This window comes from Bacillus sp. I-2 (assembly GCF_001974945.1).
Lineage (GTDB): Bacteria > Bacillota > Bacilli > Bacillales > Bacillaceae > Bacillus > Bacillus safensis.
This window is the reverse complement of record NZ_LZRW01000044.1, coordinates 1-17,285: the sequence shown is the minus strand read 5'-3', so window position 1 is coordinate 17,285 and position 17,285 is coordinate 1. Positions and strand designations below refer to the sequence as shown.

Sequence of the window (17,285 nt, the reverse complement as noted above, 5' to 3'; positions counted from 1 at the left end):
TTTATAATGAAATTTCTAAATTCCCATCAAAGAAATAAAGAATTTTCTCCTCTAATGTTCTGTTTGTTAAACGTTCCACTGCTTGTGCATATAACGCTATTTGAGTTTCATAGCGCTTTTTCAATATAGGTACAGCTGCTTCAAGACCGCCTGTATATCTGCCTTGCACTCTATCTGTTTTATAATCTAGTAAATATAGTTTTCCATCCGTTTCAAATAAACAGTCAATCATCCCTTGAATAAGGACAGGCTCCCCCTCTGCATCAATATGGCTGTATACCTCTTTAACAGGTAACACCATACTAAATGACACTTCTCGTTTCACCCAGTCCGCTTTCCGCAGCTTTTGACCAATAGAAGTAGAGAAGAAAGCTGCAATTCCTTCTTGATCAATTGACTGGACTTGTTCATTTGTTAGCAAGTCTCGCTGCTGTAAGGAATCGAGCAGCTGATGTATACGGATTTCATCGAAGGGCTCGTCAGAAGGAAGCGCAATATGCTGCATGACTGTATGCATTGCGGTGCCTTGCTCTGCGGCTGTGAGTGTTTTTTTCTTCATGAAAGCCGGCCGGTCATACATCGTGGCACGGGCTTTTTGAAGAGAAGAAGGAACACTGTACTCATCCTGTATTTCTTTCATTCTTTTTATCTCGGAAACAGACTGCTTTGTGCCGACTTGTGAGGCCGCTAGATACGGGTATCTCCATGAAAGTCTCTCTGCTACTTTCTCATCAGCATCACCATATTCTTCAACAGGCAGACCTTCCATCAAAGCTTGTACCACCTCGTCCTGCTGCTTCTTTTCAAGTGACATATCTTCTTTTAGAAGATCGGAAGCTTGAGTAAATGAGATCGTGAATGCTGATGGGTGTGAAAGAACAACATCACCTGTTTCTTCTAAAATAGATGACATTGCTTGGTGACGGATGAGAGCAGGACCAATAAAATCTAAGTATGTTTTCGATTGATAACGTTCAAAATCAGGGAGGAGCCAGTCCTCTCCGGTTGCAGCATTTTGCCATTTGCTTAATGCCTTCACCTGATTTTTGACAGAGCCGACCAGAAATAATTTTTCCTTAGCCCTTGTGAGCGCTACATATAGAACTCTCAGCTCTTCAGATAATAGCTCTTTCCTCATCTTTTTTTTCATTGCCACAAGCGGTAATGTTGCATAGCTAATTCTCAGCTCCGGATGAATATATTTGCTTCCAAATCCTAATTCTTTATCAAGCAAGTAGGACTGGTTTAAGTCCATCATATTAAAGTTCCTGCCGAGTCCTGCGGTAAAGACGATTGGAAATTCCAATCCTTTACTGCTGTGGATCGTCATCATGCGAACAACGTCCTCTGTTTCACTGAACGTTTTTGCCGCACCAAGATCATCTCCACGCTCCTGCATTCTTTCGATAAAACGAAGAAAACGGAACAGCCCTCTAAAGGCAGCTTTTTCATACTGCTTCGCTCGATCATAAAGAGCACGGAGGTTCGCCTGTCTCTGCTTGCCTCCAGGCATCCCGCCAACGTAATCTAGATACTGCGTATCGCGGTATACTTCCCAAATCAATTCCGCTACTGAATGATTCATGGAGAAATCACGCCACTTACGCAGCAACCTGAAAAATCGTTCTAGTTTTTTGCATGTAGGGTGATCTGAATGAGTCACACTCATAAATGCCTTCACAGCATCATAATAAGTGCCTTTTTTATCACTCGTGCGAATCAGTGCCATTTCATTTTCGTCTAAATGAACAATCGGTGATCTTAATACAGCTGCAAGCGGGATATCCTGATATGGATTATCGATGACTTTTAACAGAGAAAGAATCACAGACACCTCTGTTGCTTCAAAATAACCGGAGGAAAGATTCGCATACACAGGGATTCCCTGCTTCTTCAATTCCTCCATCATTTGCGGTGCCCACGGCATGGAGCGAAGCAAAATCACAATGTCCCGATACTGCAAGTTACGGGTCATTTGCTGTTTTGAATCGTACACTTGAAATGGCTGCTCCACCAATTGCCTTATTTTTTTAGCAATGACTCTCGCTTCTAGTTGTACGGTCTCTAGCTCTTCTCTCTCTTCGTCAGTTTCTGCTTCCTGTTGATCTAAATGTACAAGAAGCATTTCTGTCGTTGTATCTTCGCTTTCTGGATAACTCGCTCCAAGCTTTAATTCAGCTTGTTCATCATATTCAATTTCTCCAACTGATTCCCCCATCAGCTGTTTGAACAAAAAGTTCGTACTGTCTAACACATCTGAACGGCTGCGGAAGTTTTTATTTAAATCAATTCTCTTCCCTGTTTCTTTGCCGTCTGGTGTAAATTGTTTATATTTGTTTAAAAAGAGCATGGGTTCAGCCAGTCTAAAACGATATATGGACTGCTTTACATCACCAACCATAAACAGGTTGCCCTCTGCAGCATGTTCCCCTTTAGAGACAAGCCTTAAAATCGTTTCCTGTACAAGGTTTGTATCCTGGTATTCATCAACGAGCACTTCTTCAAACTGCTGTTGATAGTACTTGGCCGCTTCTGTTTCAATCAAATTTCCTTCCGCGTCCTGCTCTGCTAAAATGCGTAAGCAATAATGCTCTAAATCCGAAAAATCCACGATTGATTTTTCTTGCTTCGCTCTTTCGAAACGCTGTCCAAATTGGATGACAAGCTCCACAAGTGTTTCGACCACCGGCTTCATTTCAGCTAAGCTTTTCAAATGCTGGGCGGGACTGCGCATAAAGTATTCATCTTTGAGCTTTTCTAATTGTTTTTTTGCTTGATTGCGTGCATCTGTGGCTTTTTCTAACAGCACAGGGTCATATTCGTCCCCTTTACATGTTTTGAGCCTTTTAAAATTGATGTTTGGCAAAAGCTCGTAAAGCTTCTCAAAATCATCTTGGTGCCTGATTAATTCATTGACTTGCTCTAAATCATCTATAAAATTTTCTGCTCTCGGCGCGGGGCCGCCCGGTTCTTTTGATAGGGCGAGAGCTCGTTCGAGCAGTTCCAGACAGCTTCGAAAAACGAGAGAAAGGTCCTCTTTGATATATGGGTAAAACGGTAATTGTTCTACTTTTGTTTGAGCTTCTACATCATAAAGAGAAAGGAATGCTCTCATCCATTGCTCAGGTGAAGGGTGAGATCTGGAAAACTCATAAATTCTCTTCACAAGCCATTGCAAGTCTAAATCATGACGGTCAGAAGTGTAACGATCAACCAGTTCAAAGAACGCTGGCTTTCCAGCCTTATATTCATCCTCAAACAGTTCATCTAACACTTCATCTCCTAATAATTCTCCTTCTGTTTGATCAGCCAAACGAAAGCCTGGATCAAGGTCAATCTCATAGTAAAAGGTGCGCAGAACCTGCAAGCAAAAGGAGTGCAGGGTAGAAATATTGGCACGATTCATGAGTGACAGCTGTCTTCTCATATGAAGGGACCCGGGGTTCTTGGCTAATTCCTTTTCAAGTGCTTCTGTGATCCGATGCTTCATCTCTGCCGCAGATGCATTTGTGAAAGTCACAACGAGCAGACGATCCACATCAACTGGATCTTCAGGACGGGTCATTTTTCGAATCAGCCGTTCAACCAAAACAGCTGTTTTACCTGACCCTGCCGCCGCCGCAACAAGGATATCTTGTCCTTCTGAAACAACGGCTTCCCACTGGTCATCCGTCCAAGTACTGTTATTCGGTTTTGGTATTTGCATACTGATCCCCTTCTTTTTTGATCCGTTCTATCACAACATCATCCTTTTCAGATGAAAGCACTCTAAATTCATTATCCTCTATCGATTCATCAAATTGGCAAATAGACTTAAATGAACAAAAGCGGCATGGTGTTTGATCCTTCAATTTATATGGATTAATGGCTACCTCGCCATTTGTAATTCTTTCGCCTGCCTCTTCAAACGTGCGCCGAACATGCTGTGTGAGTATATGGAAATGATCTTCACTTAAAACAGCAGAGTCAGAACGGAAAGACCCATCCTTTTTCAATCCAGCTTGAATGACTTGTGATCTTCCTGATTCAAGCGTTTGATCCATTAGCTTTACCGCTTCTACATCTTCAAGCAATAGACCTTTCATTTTAAATTTCTTGAATATTTCCTGCTCAATTTCATCCTCTGCAAGCGGAATCGGTGCTTGAATGAGCGGATCATGAATATGGAAATATAAAATGCCAGCTGGCGTTGCTTCTACACCGAGCCACTCCTTCGAATACGTAATGGTCAAGTCTAAGTATGTGAGCATTTGCAAGGCCAGCCCATAGTATACTTCTGCTAGATCAAGACCTTTCTCACTCGATTTGTAGTCGACGATTCTCAACAGCAGCCCTTTTGAACCTTCTGCTTTATCCACCCGGTCAATTCTTCCGACAAGCTCCATCGTGCAGCCATTTTTCAATTGAAAAGTAAACGGCGGAAGTGGCCCTTGGCCGCCAAAGCCTAACTCAAGCCCAACGGGAGAAAATCCACTCACTCTTGCATGCTCACTTAAGATAGAAGAGACTCGAATCAAGATTTTCTGGAGCTTTTCTTTAATATAAGCATGCCGGTTAGAGCTTAATAGGATTTCCTTTTGAAGACGCGGTGCAAGCTGTTCGATTGCATGTCTTGAATAGTTGACACAGTCATCCTTCGTTAGGTTTTTCCAATCCTTTTTTTGTTCAACAAGCGTATCTGAAATATGCTTTAAGGCCGAGTGAAACAGCTGGCCGATATCGGGTGCTTCCAATTTATAAAATTGCCGGTCCTTTAGTTTTAACCCGTGGGAAGCAAAGTGAGAAAATGCACACGCATTGAATTTCTCCATTCTTGAAACACTGCCTTGAATGTGATCACCATAAAGTTCTTTTGTGACGTTTGGTTTTAAGCGCTTCGCTCGATTTGTAAAAAACAAACTCGATAAGATGTTTTTTGATACATCCCGATGAGATGACGTCATCAAATAATTATAGACACTCCACCATACACCACTGATGGGGTATTGGTTGAGCCATTGCTGCAGCTGCGAGACAGTATACGATAACGAGACATGCTCATTCGCTACAAATTTTAATTGCTCCTTGTCATCCAGCTGTTCCGGGTCTAACACATACATAGCATGCTCATGATTTGGCATAAGCTCCTGACAATACTTGATAAGAGTCGAAGGCAATAGAGAGCGCCCCTCTTCATCTGACACTGAATAAGACAGATACAAATGATGAGATGGACTCGACAGCGCCTGGTAAATTAAAAATTGCTCATCTAGCAGCCGTTCCTTTCCTGTCTCTGCGAGTTCTGCTCCTGCTCGTTTTAACCATTCCCGGTCATCCTCAGACAAAACACTTTCGTCAGAAGGGCGTGCGGGAATAACGCCATCATTTACCCCAATGATAAACATACACTTCACTTGATACATTCTCGATAAGTCCATACTTCCGATAAATACTTGGTCGAGTGAAGGCGGAATTAAAGCGAATTTTAAAGAGGCCAATCCTGTATCCATCATCTGTTGGAATAAAGGAAATGAGAGCTCCTCCTCACCGAGCATTTCAACAAATTCATCCATTAATTGAATAACAGCATCCCATACTTGTCCATGCTGCATGGCTTCAGCTAATCTACCTGCTTCTTCAGCTTCCAGCCTAGCCTTTTCAAGTTTATCCGGCACTTGTATTTCCTCTAAAAAGACATAGACTGCCTCTACCATGTCTTTTACCTTTTGCGCTTTTTTCAGCCTTTTTTGCAATTGGAAAAGCGGCGGTGCGATCCATTCCTTTACATCATTCAGCATCTGTTCCATTTCAATTTCTTGATCTGTTTGTCCAAAATCCTCATCTAAGGATTGGAATCGTCTGTAATGGAAACGGGAACCGTTTGTCCAGCGTTCTCCTTTTACACCATAAGCAATACAGTAGTTTTCAAGCTGATCTGCCTGTTCTCTCGCTTTGTTTTTGGCAAGTTCGAGCGGAAATAAGAACTCTGTCTTCACGCAGCGAAAAACGGCCTCATAACGCCAGTTTCCTTTTATGACATCCAAGCTCGAACGAATTAATTCAATGAGCGGATGATACTGCATCGATTCATTTCCATCAATAAAAAAAGGAATATCGTAATCTCGAAAAACCTCTTTTAACGTATCTTTATAGTCGTCTACATGCCGCGCTACAATCGAAATATCTCGCAGTCTGAGTCCTTCTTCTCTCACTAAATGAAGAATTTCTCTCGCTACTCCCTCAATTTCAGCTCGTTTACTTGCACTTTTAGATACTGTGAGATGAGGGGTTATTTCCTGATATGGCTTCACCGGTCTCTGCTCATATTGCCGTTCTAAATAAGCAAGATCTGGCGTATGAAGATGACGGTTATTTCTCTCCAAAATGTGCTCAGAAATGGACGCGCCGCACTCTTTGGCAAGCTGATAGAGCTGGAAATACGTTTTACCTGTCATACGAAATAATTCAAGTTCATTTGGCTGTTTATCATGATAGGAACGATCCACTGTGAAAGCAGCCGTTATTTTCTCAGCATGCAGCAGAAGCTGTTCAATGACGAGAAGCTGCTGCGGTGTAAATTGATAAAAACCATCTATATAAATGTGTGCTCCTTTTATTTCTTCAGATAAAGGAATTTGCTGCGTGAGAAGCGTCAAATAGTCTTCTGAGTGCACATATTCATCTTGTAAATGCTGCTCCATCTGCTGATAAAGAACATGCAGATCATGCAATTTCTCGGCTGCCCGTCTTTCTTCTGTATACTCTGAATGCATGCTCGATAATGAAATTTTTTCAATATCCTCCGGCAGCATGCAGTATCTCTTGAACTCAGCCATCGTCTTTTCGATTTGCTCGACAAACCCCGGCTTATCACTCGCTTTTTTGAATACCTTAAACTTTTCTTTCTCCTCTTCAATCACTTTTCTTAAAAGCATTTGAATTCCTGTGCTTGTCACAAATTGCCTGTTCGCTCCGCCAGTCTGCTGTAAAATAGACCAAGCAAGACGCGTGAAACTAAATACTTTGGCCCTGATCATCCCGCCAGCTTCAGACGTTTTTGCAAGCTCGTATTCCATTAAGAATGTCATTTGATCCGGGACTAAAAAAATGATTGGCGGACCCAACGGATCAAGCCGAAGCTGTTCTTTGATTTCCTCTAAGATTGCAGTCGTTTTTCCACTCCCCGATCTGCCTGCTAAAAACTGAATCTCCACGCTCCACAACACCTTTCTTATGTACTCATATTCTAGCGAAAATAAAAGTAAATAGCTATTTTCCCCTTCTCCTTCCTAAAAAGATATAGGCACCTTTCCTTACTCTTCTCATATCATAAACCATCATGAACTCAAAGGAGGCTGGCAATATCATGTATTACGGTTATTATGACTACCCGCCATATGACATGCGCCAAAACACAAGAATCATTTCAGATCTTGAAAAAGCAATCAATGGTGAATATTCTGCGATCCAATGCTACGAAAAACTTGCCCAAAGAGCAAAAACTCCTGAGGCAAAAAAAATCATTCAAGAAATACGCCAGGATGAAGTCAGACACTATCAACTATTTTCAAAGCTGTATTATTCTTTAACAGGTAAAAACCACAAACCAAGCGTAACAGAACCTTGTCCAGATCAATTTAGAGAAGGGCTTCTTTTCGCATTTAAAGATGAACAAAGAACGGTCGATTTTTACTTAACGATATCAGATTATGTCCGGGATCAAGGAACAAAAGAGCTGATGAAACGTATCGCTCAAGATGAACAGCAGCATGCTGTATGGTTTTTATATCTTTTAACGCACCATGTGTCTTAGATAGTCCTATTTTAATAGGAGATCGTATGTTCCGTCAAAAAATGAAATCGGCTTTTTGTTCATTCAATCTATCAAATAAAATACTATTCTCAACAAATCCCTCATCTCTTTCACTTTTTCAAACGTGAAAACGACAATTTGATAAATAAAAAAACTCCTCTGCCACAAATAGCAGAAGGAGTTTTTTTCATGATCGCTTAATGAAATTTTGCTTCCTTGCTTTGCTGCCGATGTTTTAGCAACCCATCAATGGACAGCATCTTACTGCCGCTAAGTGTTAAATAAAGCGCCATGACAAGCAGCGATAGTTCAAATTCATAACCGCCAACAAATCCTTTAGAAAAACCAACCGTAATAATCGCCACAGCCATAATTGGTACAAATAATGCTGCGAAAATACGTGTTCCTAGACCTAAAATCAAGGCGATTCCACCGACCAGCTCAATTGTCTTTACAATATAGGCCATAAATTCCGGTACACCGATTTGTCCAAAGAATGCCGCTGTTCCCCCCAGACCTCCTTGATATGCCTGAAGTCCGTGTAGAAAGAAGATGATACCTAAAATAACACGTACAAAAAGTGTTCCTATTTCTTGATTTGTTTTCATATAGTGATTTCCTCCTGTTTTTACACTACATAATGTAATGTTAATAAGTAAAAAAAATTAGTAATTTAGGTTAAGCATAATCATTAAGGCCACCATGAGAATGGTTGATGTGACAATGGGAATGATGGGTACATTGAAAGGAATATTGTATGTTGGATTTAAGATCTTCTGTATTCTTAAATTCAATGCCCGATCTCCAAAGGATACCGCAAACTTCGTTTGTTTTTGAAACTGCGTTCTCTTTTTAATCAGTTTCAAAAGGGCTTGCCCTACTCCAAGCTCAGTGCCTGTCTGCCGAATCGCATAGTCATCTGCGATCACTTCACGAAAAACGGAATAGCTTTGTCTCATATGCTTTAACACTGGAATGTACCAAATGACTTTTGTGAGCATTGAGAATGTGAAAGCCTTTAAAGGGTCATAGCTGTATTTGTGGTGTAATTCATGATAAACAACAGCGTCAATCTCCTCTTCATCCAGCATGTCCATGAGAGATGTTGATAAGTAAACCTTTGGGTGAAGCATCCCCATGGCGAAAGCAAGCGGTTCATGACAATGAAACACAATGATGTCGTTTGCATATTTTTCAGATAAAGATTCGGTCGAGTGGTAATCGACTGCAAGCATCAGATTTTGCTTGAATTGAATGTACGTTTTGATTTGCTTCGTCATATAGAAAATCGCAAATCCCAGTGTATAGAGGACTAAAGCATCTAGAAAATATTTCAAAGGAGTGAATCCATAGAATTCGAGAACAGACTGGCATACATGAATGAGATTATATGCTTGATTCCAGCCAAAAAAGCTTGAAAGCACGTAATAACCCATCTGATAAAAAATCGTTAAACCAATCAATATACCGCCTAAAAACAGCAGGCTCGATTTCATTTTATTCATTTTGCTGCTCCTCTTTTTTGGATGCCAGCCTTGCTTCAAGCACTTTGAGTAATTCAGGGTCAGCACTTTCAATTGCATCCACCATATGATTCACTGCCAGTGGACCAAAATCGTCCATCAGCCCTTGGGTAATCCATTTTGTCTGCTCATTTAGAAATTCTTCTTTTGTTAAAATGGGATTATAAATAGATGAACGCCCTTTTGTTTTCTTCTCGACAATTCCCTTTTCGGTTAAGCGGTTCAGCACAGTCATCACCGTGTTGAAATTAATCGGCTTCTCATCTGACAGCTTCTGCTGCACTTCTTTAATCGGCATATCCTCACCTTGATAAAGGATCTCCATAATCCTTCCCTCTAAAGGACCGAAAAAGCGATTCAATCCCTTTTCATTATATTTAAAAGAAGGAATTTTCATGTCATCACCTCACACTAAGCATTGTAGTGTAATTGAAAATGATAGTCAACAGATAACCAAAATAGGGGAAAATCGTTGCATATTACCTTGCTTTTTGGTAAAAATTACGAACCTATTTATATCAATAGGCTATCCGATTCACGATAAGATAATCTTATGAAAATGGTAAAAAAATTCGTATTTTATTTATAGAGACTTTTGTATTATAGTGAAGATAACAACATTTCACTTACTGAACAAATTTATAGGAAGAAGGTTTACATGTGATGAAACAAGGAAACAGCCTTCGAACCGATCTCATTTTGATCGCGATAAGCGGTTTAGGTGGATTTCTTTTGTCTTTAACAGGAATGTCTATTGGCTGGATGGTCGGTACATTAATCACAGCTGCATTTATTGCCATGCGACGTCCCACCCTGTTTCAGCGTAAAGGAAACAACACCTTGCGTATTCACAGCAGATGGCTACTCCTTGGTCAATTCATTCTCGGAATCGAACTCGGACAGAAAATGAACATGAAAGTTCTTCATATTTTCGCTGAACATTGGCTCCCTGTGAGTTTCATGCTCGTTTTTTCTATTCTACTGGCGATGCTCTCTGGCTTTGCCTTATGGAAGCTGAGTAAAACAGATATGCTGACCAGCTTTGTCGGAACAGCACCAGGCGGTTTATCTGCTATGCCAGGGATTGCCCAAGAGGTTGGAGCAAATACAGCCGTTGTCAGTCTCGTACAAACAACACGTGTATTAATGGTGGTACTCACCATCCCATTTACGGTGTTCTATTTAAATACAAAAAATCCAGCGGATGCAGCTGCAACCGTGCAAGGGAGCGCCTTTTCATCCGGCGTTTTCACCCTGTCAAATATCTCGTGGAGTATCGCACTTATTTTAGGTGCCTGGCTTATGTCACGCCTCGCGGTTCGGCTTCATTTCCCTGCCCCTTGGCTGATTGGCAGCATGTTAGGAGTTGCAGCTCTTCAAGTAGGTGCAGGTGCGCTCATAGGTCATGATTTGATTCCTTACTGGCCAGCACAAGCGAATATCGCATCACAGGTATTTCTAGGTGCAACCATCGGGTCAAAAATGAATAAACAGATGTTTGTCGGGCTAAAAAACACGTTAATTGTGGCCGTCGTCAGCTCAGCTGGGCTGATTGCTGCAACGGTTCTCAGTTCAATTGCCATTGCAGAGGTCACAGGCATTTCTGTCATTACAGCCATTCTTGCCTTTTCGCCTGGCGGTATTGCAGAAATGGCAACAACAGCAGTCACACTCCATGAGGACTCAACCTTTGTAGTAGCTGTACAAGTCGTTAGAATCATTCTTGTCATTGCGATGCTGCCACCGTTTTTTCGATTCTTACATCATGTCTGGGCAAAAAGACATCCTGAATATAAAGCCGCAAAATAAAAAAAGAGACGCTTTGCATGTGCAGAGCGCCTCTTTTTTTATTCATCCTGATTTCTTTTGACACCAACTACTTGATCCTTTGATATCGTTCCAAAATGCCGGCTGTCGAAGCTATGTATTCGGTTATCTCCGATCACGAAGTAATGGTTTTTTTTGATTTTATTTTGCCCTGTGATGGCTTTCAGCTGAAAATCTCCTGTCAGGACATTCCCCATTTTATGTTTTTTCTGCTCTTTTAAATAGGGTTCTTTCCATTTTGCCCCATCGACAAATAACTGATCATCTACATACTTGATCGATTCTCCTGGGAGCCCAATGACTCGTTTGATCAAAATTTGATTTTTGGGTCCGTGAAATAACACATAATCAAACCGATTAATTTTCGTGAGTTTTGGCGAGAACTTGTTGATTAATAATTCTGTTCCATCTGTAAATGTAGGGTCCATACTAACCCCTTCTACTTTATACTTCACAAACATGAAATTCTTTACCTGGAACAATAAGACGATGCATGTAATAATCATCAACCATAGCAATGGCTTCTTTTTCATTAAGAGCCTCCTTTGTCCTCACGCTTGCTCATTCGAATATTCAACCTATTTTCTACTCTCTTTCCAACATACCATAATAAAACGATAACTAGAACCGCAAAAACACTTCTTAACGGATTCTTTACTAAAGCAGAAAGATCATAACCGATAAAACTAATGATAAAGAGCATGACACACTTACCAGCTAAAGCAGCTAATGAAAATTGCCACATGCTAATTCTTGATAAGCCTGCGACAACATTGACAGCTGCAGAAGGTGTAAAAGGAAAACAGAGTAAAATAAATAACGGACCAAATCCCCGCTTCTCTACCCAAAGCATCAATTTCTTAATGGAAGGGTGTCTGCTGATAAAGTTCAGCATTCTCATCTGTCCAAATTTTCTGATCAGTAAAAAGACAAGAATAGACCCTGCACTTGCACCGATCCAGGTTAATAAAAAGCCTTCCCAAAGGCCGAATGCATTTGCATTGGCCACCGCAAACGCCACAAGTGGTAAAAACGGAAGAAATGCTTCAATCAGAGGAAGCAATATAGCGACAATTGGTCCAAAGGCCTTGTAGCTTTCAAAAAATGATGTGATATTTTCATGAGTAAATAGAGAAAGAAATGATGTCAACTTGTTTGACTCCTTCAAGGTTTGTCTACATTTCATTTTACATGGAAAACATAAAAATATACAAATGAATCCCACTCGCCCCCCTTGAGATTGTTTGACTCATTCGATATAATAAATAAGAACATTTGTTCTATCCATAAAGAAAGCAGGCTTGGACATGACAAGACTAACAAGAATACAGCTTCAGATGATGGAACAGGCCATCTTTCTTCCAATGGTCATCTCCATCCTCAATCGTGACCTGACACACTTAAAACAACATCAAACATTTAAACTAAATGAACCATACATTCAGCTTGTGACCTCTGTGTTAAAGGAAGCACAGAAAGCACTTTACGAACTGAAGCAGCATTTACGTAAAGAAAATATGAAAGTACAGCAAATTGAACACGATGAAGGATTTACAACGTATCTATTTATCATAAATGGCTATGAAGAAAAGCATAAATACTTTAATCCGCGTATACGTCATCGAGTAGAGGAACTGCTGACTGCATATTTTCTGCATCAAGCAAATTAACTTCTTGCTGAAATGCGGCGTGGTACCCATGCAAAAAAAGCCTGCCGCTGCGGCAGGCTCCTTCTTATTTATGATAATTCAAGCTGTTTTCTCAGCTCTGTTCTAACTTCTTCTAATCCTGGTCCATCTAACTCAAAGTAATATACATTCCCAGGCTGATAATCATGGCCCTTTAGCTGAATCGTATCAACTGATTTCAATGAGCTCAGTAATGGAAAAAGACCGATGAACTGTTTCATGGAAAGGTTGGTTGAGACATTATCACCAAGCGTATCAATGATGTTGTCGTATGACGGGATCGAAGAAATCGATTTAGATTTTTCAAAGATGGCTTGAAGTGCTTCCATTTGGCGCTTTCCGCGCATGAGATCACTATCAGCCTTTCTCGTTCTCACAAAGGCCAAAGCTTCTTCGCCATTCAGTCTATGAGTGCCTGTTTGCACTTGAACTTTCCCTTTTGAATCCTTTTCCATCTGTTTTGCGATGCTTTCATCTTCAATCGTTACGTCAATTCCATTTAGCTCATCCACAATGTCTTGAAACGCCTTAAAGTTCCCTGAAATCACATAGTCTACAGGAATGTTCAACAAATTTTCGACCGTTTTGACTGACAAATCTGCACTCCCAAACGCATGGGCGTGAGCAATTTTATCATATCCTCTTCCCGGTATATCTACATAAGAATCACGAGGAATACTGAGAAGCTTAATGGTTTTGTCTGTTCGGTTCACCGCCGCCAGTAAGACCGCATCACTTCTTGCTTCATCTACCGTTTCACCTGGACGGCTGTCAATTCCAAGCAGCAGCACCGAAAAGCTGTCCTTTCCTGGATCAAAAGCTTTCACACGCTTTTGCGAGGTGTCTCCTCTTTCTAATGATACTTGCGCCTTATTCGACGCTTTTGAAATTTTATAGTATGCGTATCCAGTCACGGACACTGCCATCACCATGACAAATGCCATGATAAACAGCACAGCTTTTACCCAAGGCCTTAGTCTTCTTTTTGATCTTTTTTCCTTCATCCTTTCCGAACCCTCACTCTATCTTAGTCTATCAATGTAGGTTCCACTATATCATATTTTGATGAAAGTTTCCTTCACGCAACATATTTTTATGTATCCACAATAAAAAATTATTTAAACAGCAGAGGGCTCACCTATTTACAATCTAACTGAAACATTCAAGAACCGGAAATTCAAAAAAACAGCCTGCGGCAGCGGCTGCTTTTTACATCATGATTGAATATTCAATTGAAATTGTCCTTTCAATTCCTCTTCTGCTTCTTGAAATAACTGACGCAAGCTCTCAGCATAATCACCAAGAGCGTCTTTGCTCGTTTGAAAATTCACCCATGTCAGTTCTACTGGAAGAGTCACCTCTCCTGTCAAACAGTCCCAAAGGGCATCAAGGTTTTTCCCGTAATAGTCAGGAAGGTGTAAAACTGTTTTTAGCTCGTCATGAAGCTCTTCTTGCGACCTGCACGCTGCGCCATCAAGCTGCACTTTTTTCATGTTCATCTTCCCCTCTCTTACCTATATTTTAAACGAATTGGAGGAGAAAGAGAAAGATGGACATCTTACTTTTGTTTCTGCCTGACACCTGAGATCAAGAGAATGAGGCAGGCAGCCAAAACGATCAAGAGAAAGAGGGTTAACACGATCTGAGTACCGTATATATCAGCAAAGAGTCCAACAAAAACACTCGGAATACCAAGTCCTAAATAGGCAAACAAGTAATACCCTGCAACGGCTCTAGCCGCCTCCTTTTTCCCTCGCTCAACAATGAGCTGAAGTCCACCTAAATAAGTAAATCCATAGCAGGCAGTACCCGCCAGCATCGTTCCGGCAAGCACAAGGAAGATAGACCCGCTGCTTGCACCGTATAGCAAGAGGCCATATCCGCATGGAAGACAGATAAACCCTGCAAGGAGTGCTGTACTGCTATTCATCTTGCGCACAAAGGGCTGCATCAGGACACCTGCCATATTAATTAAAAAAAGCGCTGGCCCTACCCACAATTCATAACCATTTAGTTTAAGCTGTGCTGGCAAAATCGAAATGACAAGGCCGCACACCGACCATGCGATAGCAATGGCTGCATTCGCCGGCATTGTTCCTTTTGGAAATCTTGGCATGTTCATCATCGGTTTACCTGAATCTCCTTGGACAGGTGGCACGAAAAAGAAGACACCCACAATGGTTAAGATCAAAAAAGCCAGCACAATCCAATAGCTAAGCGGCGTGAGGGACACACGCTGAAAAGAAAGAAGTGCCGTAAAAAGAGCACCGCCCCCAAATCCAACCGAACTGCATAGTGCAATAAAAGTTGGAATCCAGCCTGACTTCTCTGGATATAAAGCAATCAAATATGCGGTGCATGTTCCAACACTAAGACCAAGTCCGACACCTTGCAAGAGCCGGGCAGCAAAGAGCATCTGTATGGAAGGGTGGATAATCATCAACAAGGTGGCACATAACGAAAAGCTAAGCGCAACCAATAAAATCGGTTTGCGTCCAACCCGGTCAGAAATGCCGCCAAGAAAAAGCAAAACTGGAATAAGTCCGAAGACATACGCGGCAAATACAAGTGCTGTTGCCGCCTTTCCGTACCCTGCGTGTTCTGCATACGCCGTATAAAGGGGCACTTGCAGATTCACAGCAATCGTAATCATAAAAAGACCAAGTAAAACGAAAATAAACGGGATGATGGATAGGTGTGCCGTTTCCTCTTTGGATGCTGGGATCATTTGACTCTCTCCTCTATGTCATTGCATATGAGAACAGTGTACACACCATTTGGCTTACTTCCTACATCCAAAAATGACACTATTGACCAGTCCATAATTCCGTGTCATCATCAACTTATGATGTGAAAACGAGAGAAGGTGCACGATGTATATTCATTTAGACCGTTCAAGCTCTACTCCGCTTTGGCAGCAAATCGTGACTGAGATCATTCAAAAAATTCATACACAAAAACTGCATCCTGACGATCAGTTAACACCGACAAGAGTGTTAGCACAGGAGCTTAATGTATCAAGATCAACCGTACAGCTTGCCTATGATGAGCTGCTGGCAAGAGGTTACGTGAGCACATCTAGAAGAGGCGGTACCAAGGTCATTTCAAGCGATCAATATACAGCTTCCCCTCCCTATCAAAGTGAACCGCCTTTTTCACCTCCGATAAGACCTCACTTTGAAGAGGCCGAAAAACAAATGGATCATTGGCTGTCAGCCAATCAATTTCATGAGAAGCTTGATATTGATTTTCGTCATCAGGAGCCAGCCATCGACGACCACTTTCAAAACATATGGAAGCGCTCGCTCATGAAAGCATTACAGCGATTAGATATGAAGGATTGGGGCTATTCCTCTCCGCATGGATTATGGGAAGTACGTTCAGAAATACGCCAATACTTATCTGTTGAACGCGGGATCGATGTAGAAGAAGATCAAATGGTGTTAACGGGTGGCACGCAGCAAGCCATTGATTTGATTTCACAGGTATTGCTTAAAAAAGGTGATACAGTGGCTGTTGAAGATCCAGGTTTTCCTGGGGCAAGGCTGTCGTTTATGCATCGCAAAATGAACATTCACCCCGCACCAGTTGATGAAGAAGGAATGGTGGTGAACACATTGCCCCGGCGAACAAAACTGATTGCTGTGACGCCCTCCCATCAGCGTCCAACTGGAGTATGTATGAGTGTAAACAGAAGGCAGCAGCTGCTGAAGTTTGCTGTCAGCCATCAGTCTTATATATTAGAGGACGATTTTGATGGAGATTATCGTTACCATGGCGGGCCGCTCCCTTCCCTATTTTCAGAAGCACCCGAGCATGTGATTTACATCTTAAGCTTCTCAAAAGTGCTGGCACCTGGCATCCGCCTGGCTGCCATTGTCGGCTCCAAAGCAGTCATGAAAGAAATTGCCGCACTGCAATCACTCATTCAAAGGCAGCTGCCCATCATGGAACAAATCACACTCGCTTCTTTTTTCAAAGAAGGAGAATTCACGCGGTATGTCAGGCGAATGAGACAGTTGTATAAAAAAAGACAGGCAGCCATGATGGAAGCCCTTTTGACACATCACTTTGACAAACACTTCCGTATCTACGGAACCGATACGGGCCTTCATGTCTTTTTAGAAGGAGCGCAAGACTTTGATGAAAAAGGAAGCATTGAGGCAGCAAAAGCAGCTGGCGTTGGCATTTATCCATTAAGTCCTTATTGTTTTGAAAGCAGTCGAAAGGGATTACTGCTAGGATTCGCCTGTACGGACGAAAGCATGATTCAAGAGGGCGTTCGCCGTTTAAAGAAAATCCTTCACATCTAAAAAAGCCTGGAAGGTTGGGACTGACCCCCGTTTTTGAGACAGGGATCAAAACACCTTTATAAAACAGCCAGTTGCCGAAACTCTTTTGGTGACTGGCTGTTTAATTTCAATTGAATTCGGATATTGTTATAATAATCAATAT

General features: G+C 41.6%; 14 protein-coding genes. 4 read left to right on the top strand and 10 right to left on the bottom strand.

The genetic code is table 11. The features are described 5' to 3' along the window. Position 1: 1 nt before the first annotated feature. Positions 2-3,706, bottom strand: coding sequence for a helicase-exonuclease AddAB subunit AddA (gene addA, locus BAE31_RS14895; protein ID WP_076840821.1), 3,705 nt, complete (start codon positions 3,704-3,706; stop codon positions 2-4). After that, a complete protein-coding gene (addB, locus tag BAE31_RS14890) occupies positions 3,684-7,193 on the bottom strand; it encodes a helicase-exonuclease AddAB subunit AddB (protein WP_076840820.1) in 3,510 nt (1,169 codons plus the stop codon). Before addB ends, addA begins: the two co-directional genes overlap by 23 nt. 152 nt (positions 7,194-7,345) lie before the next feature. On the opposite strand from addB, the gene BAE31_RS14885 reads away from it, so the two are divergent. Then, positions 7,346-7,792, top strand: coding sequence for a ferritin-like domain-containing protein (locus BAE31_RS14885; RefSeq protein ID WP_034282153.1), 447 nt, complete (start codon positions 7,346-7,348; stop codon positions 7,790-7,792). Positions 7,793-7,989: 197 nt separating this feature from the next. Here the strand turns inward: BAE31_RS14885 and BAE31_RS14880 are convergent, their stop codons facing one another. The 3 genes from BAE31_RS14880 to BAE31_RS14870 are packed head-to-tail and all read right to left on the bottom strand — an operon-like array spanning position 7,990 to position 9,712. Beyond that, positions 7,990-8,400 (bottom strand): DoxX family protein, encoded by a 411-nt coding sequence (locus BAE31_RS14880; RefSeq protein WP_076840819.1) that lies wholly within the window; start codon positions 8,398-8,400, stop codon positions 7,990-7,992. 57 nt (positions 8,401-8,457) lie between these two features. Beyond that, positions 8,458-9,297 carry a M56 family metallopeptidase gene (locus BAE31_RS14875; protein WP_034282157.1) on the bottom strand — a complete coding sequence of 280 codons (840 nt, stop codon included), beginning with the start codon at positions 9,295-9,297 and terminating at the stop codon, positions 8,458-8,460. Beyond that, entirely contained in the window at positions 9,290-9,712 is a 423-nt protein-coding gene (locus BAE31_RS14870) for a BlaI/MecI/CopY family transcriptional regulator (protein WP_024425495.1), read from the bottom strand. Before BAE31_RS14870 ends, BAE31_RS14875 begins: the two co-directional genes overlap by 8 nt. A 266-nt stretch (positions 9,713-9,978) precedes the next feature. Here BAE31_RS14870 and BAE31_RS14865 point away from each other — a divergent pair, with 266 nt between their 5' ends. Then, positions 9,979-11,124, top strand: a complete 1,146-nt coding sequence (locus BAE31_RS14865; protein WP_041110032.1) for an AbrB family transcriptional regulator — start codon at positions 9,979-9,981, stop codon at positions 11,122-11,124. Positions 11,125-11,162: 38 nt separating this feature from the next. On the opposite strand, the gene lepB is transcribed toward BAE31_RS14865, so the two are convergent. Both lepB and BAE31_RS14855 read right to left on the bottom strand, forming a co-directional pair. Further along, positions 11,163-11,675, bottom strand: coding sequence for a signal peptidase I (lepB, locus tag BAE31_RS14860; protein WP_041110030.1), 513 nt, complete (start codon positions 11,673-11,675; stop codon positions 11,163-11,165). Continuing rightward, complete coding sequence (locus tag BAE31_RS14855; RefSeq protein ID WP_024425492.1) at positions 11,675-12,292, bottom strand: TVP38/TMEM64 family protein; 618 nt, start codon at positions 12,290-12,292, stop codon at positions 11,675-11,677. Before BAE31_RS14855 ends, lepB begins: the two co-directional genes overlap by 1 nt. Before the next feature lie 157 nt (positions 12,293-12,449). Here BAE31_RS14855 and BAE31_RS14850 point away from each other — a divergent pair, with 157 nt between their 5' ends. Continuing rightward, complete coding sequence (locus tag BAE31_RS14850) at positions 12,450-12,812, top strand: YhjD family protein (RefSeq protein ID WP_041110028.1); 363 nt, start codon at positions 12,450-12,452, stop codon at positions 12,810-12,812. A gap of 68 nt (positions 12,813-12,880) precedes the next feature. On the opposite strand, the gene BAE31_RS14845 is transcribed toward BAE31_RS14850, so the two are convergent. From BAE31_RS14845 to BAE31_RS14835, 3 genes are all read right to left on the bottom strand, one after another. Next, on the bottom strand, positions 12,881-13,834 hold the full coding sequence (locus BAE31_RS14845; protein WP_034282168.1) for an LCP family protein: 954 nt from the start codon (positions 13,832-13,834) through the stop codon (positions 12,881-12,883). Positions 13,835-14,044: 210 nt separating this feature from the next. Continuing rightward, on the bottom strand, positions 14,045-14,323 hold the full coding sequence (locus BAE31_RS14840; protein ID WP_076840818.1) for a barstar family protein: 279 nt from the start codon (positions 14,321-14,323) through the stop codon (positions 14,045-14,047). A gap of 65 nt (positions 14,324-14,388) precedes the next feature. After that, a complete protein-coding gene (locus BAE31_RS14835; protein WP_076840817.1) occupies positions 14,389-15,558 on the bottom strand; it encodes an MFS transporter in 1,170 nt (389 codons plus the stop codon). 145 nt (positions 15,559-15,703) lie between these two features. On the opposite strand from BAE31_RS14835, the gene pdxR reads away from it, so the two are divergent. Continuing rightward, complete coding sequence (gene pdxR / locus BAE31_RS14830; RefSeq protein WP_076840816.1) at positions 15,704-17,143, top strand: MocR-like pyridoxine biosynthesis transcription factor PdxR; 1,440 nt, start codon at positions 15,704-15,706, stop codon at positions 17,141-17,143. Positions 17,144-17,285: the final 142 nt, after the last annotated feature.